Here is a 2717-nt window from a genome sequence, read left to right on the forward strand (position 1 = left end):
CCACCCAAGCATCCGCGCAGTCAGCCAGACCATCGAGATGCAGGGCGCCGGTGCCCCAGATCCACACACCCAGCACCAGGGTCGCGGTCAGGGGCGCCGCCGTTGCACCGAGCCAGGCATTCAGCCCACCCGCCAGACCTCCTAGCAGTCCGCCCACCAGCAATCCGACCAGTGGATACAGCAAGGCGGCCCGACCATGATCCGCAGCATATAACTCCCGGCCCTGAGCCGGATCCGGCAGCGGGGCGCGGGTCAAAAAGCGTGCGGCGATCAGCGCAGCACGCCACCAGAGCACCAGGGCCGCCAAGCCCCTCATCGCGCGCCCTCCGCTTCATCAGCTTCCTCATTGAGTTCCACCGGCGGCAGATGCGCGACCAGACTAGGCAGACCTCCTCCGACCGGCAGCCGCCAGCGCGTCACCCCAGCCGGTGGCACTTCCAACAACAGCAGAGAGGCATCGGCCAGCCCCAGGGCTTCGCCCAGGATGATCCGCGTCACGCCGCCATGGGTGAACAGCAGGCCATGGTGCCAGTCGGCGGCAAGCAAAGACTGCCAGGCTTCAGCCACACGACGACGAAAAACAACAAAGGGCTCAGCCTCGGGTGGATCGAACGACTGTGGATCTGACCAGAAGGCCGACAACTCGGCGAGCGGAATCTCGCTGGCACTCAAGCCTTCCCAGGCACCAAAGTCACGCTCGGCAAAGGCCGGCTGCTCAACCAGAGGAAGCGCACGTTCAGCCGCCCAGGTGCGCGCAAAGGCTTGGCAACGCACCGCTGGTGACGACATTACATAATCCCAACGCGCACCATAACGCCCGGACAAATCCTGAAGCGCGCCTTGCATCTGCCGCCAGCCCCGTGCGGTCAGCGGATCATCGCGGCGACCGCGAAAGCAGGGACCGCCCTGCACTTCGCCATGGCGCAGCACGTCGATCAGGCGTTCTTTCATGTCAAGCGGCCTCCATCGGCTCGCCCTTAAGTGTCAGCGGTAAGCCGGCTACACAGAGCAGAACCCGTTGACAATGACTGGCAATATCCTGATGCAGAGCACCGGCCAGATCGCAGTAGCGACGCGCCAGGGCATCAACCGGAATCACGCCCTGATTGGTTTCGTTGCTGACAAAAATCACCGGCCCCGGCAACACCGGCAGCAGCGCGCGCAGCGCCGCCAGTTCGCGCGCCAGCAAGGCTTCATCCTGTGCCCACAACAGGTTGGCCAGCCAGAGCGTCAGGCATTCCACAAGCACGCAACTGTGCGCCGCCGTGGCCTGCTCCAGGGCTTCGGCCAGATGCAGCGGTTCTTCCATGAGTCCCCAATGAGCCGGGCGTCGGGCGCGATGGGTCTGGATACGCGCCTGCATTTCGGCATCCTCGCCCACCGTGGCCGTGGCCAGATAGAGCACCGATCCGCCGGATTCCAGTGCCTGCTGCCCGGCCAAGCGCTCCGCCAGCCGACTCTTGCCCGAGCGCACGCCACCCAACACCAGCGTGGGTGCAACGCTCGAGTGACAGCCGCCTGGATGGTTGTCTGAACGGGTGCCTGTGTCTGAACTGGCGTCTGGAGCGGTTATCATCAGTCTTGCGCGAGAAACCCCGTCCTTCAGGGCGGGGAGGGAGATCGCACCGCGCGCAGCGCGGTCAGGCGGCCCGTCTCGCGTCCTCCGTTGTCGGTTTCGGTTGAAAAGCGTAGCCATAGCCATCAGCGCGTTGCAGCACCTGGCAATAGCGGTGTGAAATGCCTTGAACGGTTCCGGTCTGGGTCTGGATGTTAAACGATCCGGTTCGGCGCACCGCCACGCGCCCGAGATGCACGCCCGCCTTTTTACCCTTGGGCACCTCGGCGCGGACCCAATCGCCGGTCTGGAAACCGTGAACGCGCTTGTGGCGGACGAGATAGCCGCGTGGAAAACCGTTGTTGAAGGTGCGCGTGCGGCTGTAGGTGCCGCGCCCGGTGGCCTTGATCGCCAGCACCGGGCGATTCCAGTCCTGTACCTGATCGACGGTGCCGACGCAGACGGCATCAAGGGCATGGGTCTTGGGGATGTCCAGGCGCGTGCGGTTGTATTTGGTGCGTCCTCCCGAGCCGATTTCGACAGGAAGCCCCGTGGCCATCAGCGTCTCGAGCAGCGCCCAGCGTGTGGCATTGACAGCGGCGGCATCTTTAAGTGGTGCTCTGGCCTGCACCTTGATGCGCGCGAGCCGCTCAGGGGCGCGGGCCAGAAAGACCTCAATGGACTGACGGCCCTTGCGCTGATTGCAGGGTCGGCAGGCGAGCGTCAGGTTCGAGACGCGATCCGATCCGCCCCGGCTCTTGGGTTGGATGTGCTCGATCTCCAGCGGGACATCGGTCGCACCGCAATAGGCACAGGTCCGGCGCCACTTCTCCAGCAGATATTCGCGCACCTCATAACCGGCAAGTTCGCCCTGCTGGTATTCGACCCCGCTGATCTCCGGGTTCTGGAGCGCTTGGGTATCGAAACGCACCAATTCTTGACTGAGGGCCGTGATCGGGGCGAGTTGGCGCAGGCGCTGCACCCAGTTGACGGTGGTGTCGAGCCGATGTTGCAACGATGGCGGTAACCCGCCCGCGCGACGGGTGCGATTGAGGAAGCGCGGCGCCCGGTAGCGGGTTTTGCGGTGGCGTCTCGCGCGACGGAAGTTCCGGCGGGTTGTCAGCGCCTCACGAATCCGGGCGCCACGATGGGTCAGTTCCGC

Annotated in this window: 4 protein-coding genes; all 4 read right to left on the bottom strand. The window is 64.9% G+C overall.

The features are described from left to right. On the bottom strand, positions 1–316 hold a 316-nt coding region (locus CKO36_RS18935), incomplete at its 3' end, for an adenosylcobinamide-GDP ribazoletransferase (protein ID WP_200286458.1). Then, positions 313–951: a histidine phosphatase family protein gene (locus tag CKO36_RS18940; protein ID WP_200286459.1), complete on the bottom strand. Its 639-nt coding sequence runs from the start codon at positions 949–951 to the stop codon at positions 313–315. The genes CKO36_RS18935 and CKO36_RS18940, both read right to left, overlap by 4 nt. A gap of 1 nt (position 952) precedes the next feature. Next, a complete protein-coding gene (cobU, locus tag CKO36_RS18945) occupies positions 953–1576 on the bottom strand; it encodes a bifunctional adenosylcobinamide kinase/adenosylcobinamide-phosphate guanylyltransferase (RefSeq protein WP_200286460.1) in 624 nt (207 codons plus the stop codon). Between the two features lie 64 nt (positions 1577–1640). Next, positions 1641–2717 (bottom strand): RNA-guided endonuclease IscB (iscB, locus tag CKO36_RS18950; RefSeq protein ID WP_200286461.1); only part of this gene is annotated, 1077 nt, incomplete at its 5' end.

Source organism: Rhabdochromatium marinum (assembly GCF_016583795.1).
GTDB lineage: Bacteria > Pseudomonadota > Gammaproteobacteria > Chromatiales > Chromatiaceae > Rhabdochromatium > Rhabdochromatium marinum.

Bases quoted from the DNA above. Each gene is read 5' to 3' on its own strand.
- CKO36_RS18940 (WP_200286459.1), bottom strand. From the start codon at position 951: ATGAAAGAACGCCTGATCGACGTGCTGCGCCATGGCGAAGTGCAGGGC.
- cobU (WP_200286460.1), bottom strand. From the start codon at position 1,576: ATGATAACCGCTCCAGACGCCAGTTCAGACACAGGCACCCGTTCAGAC.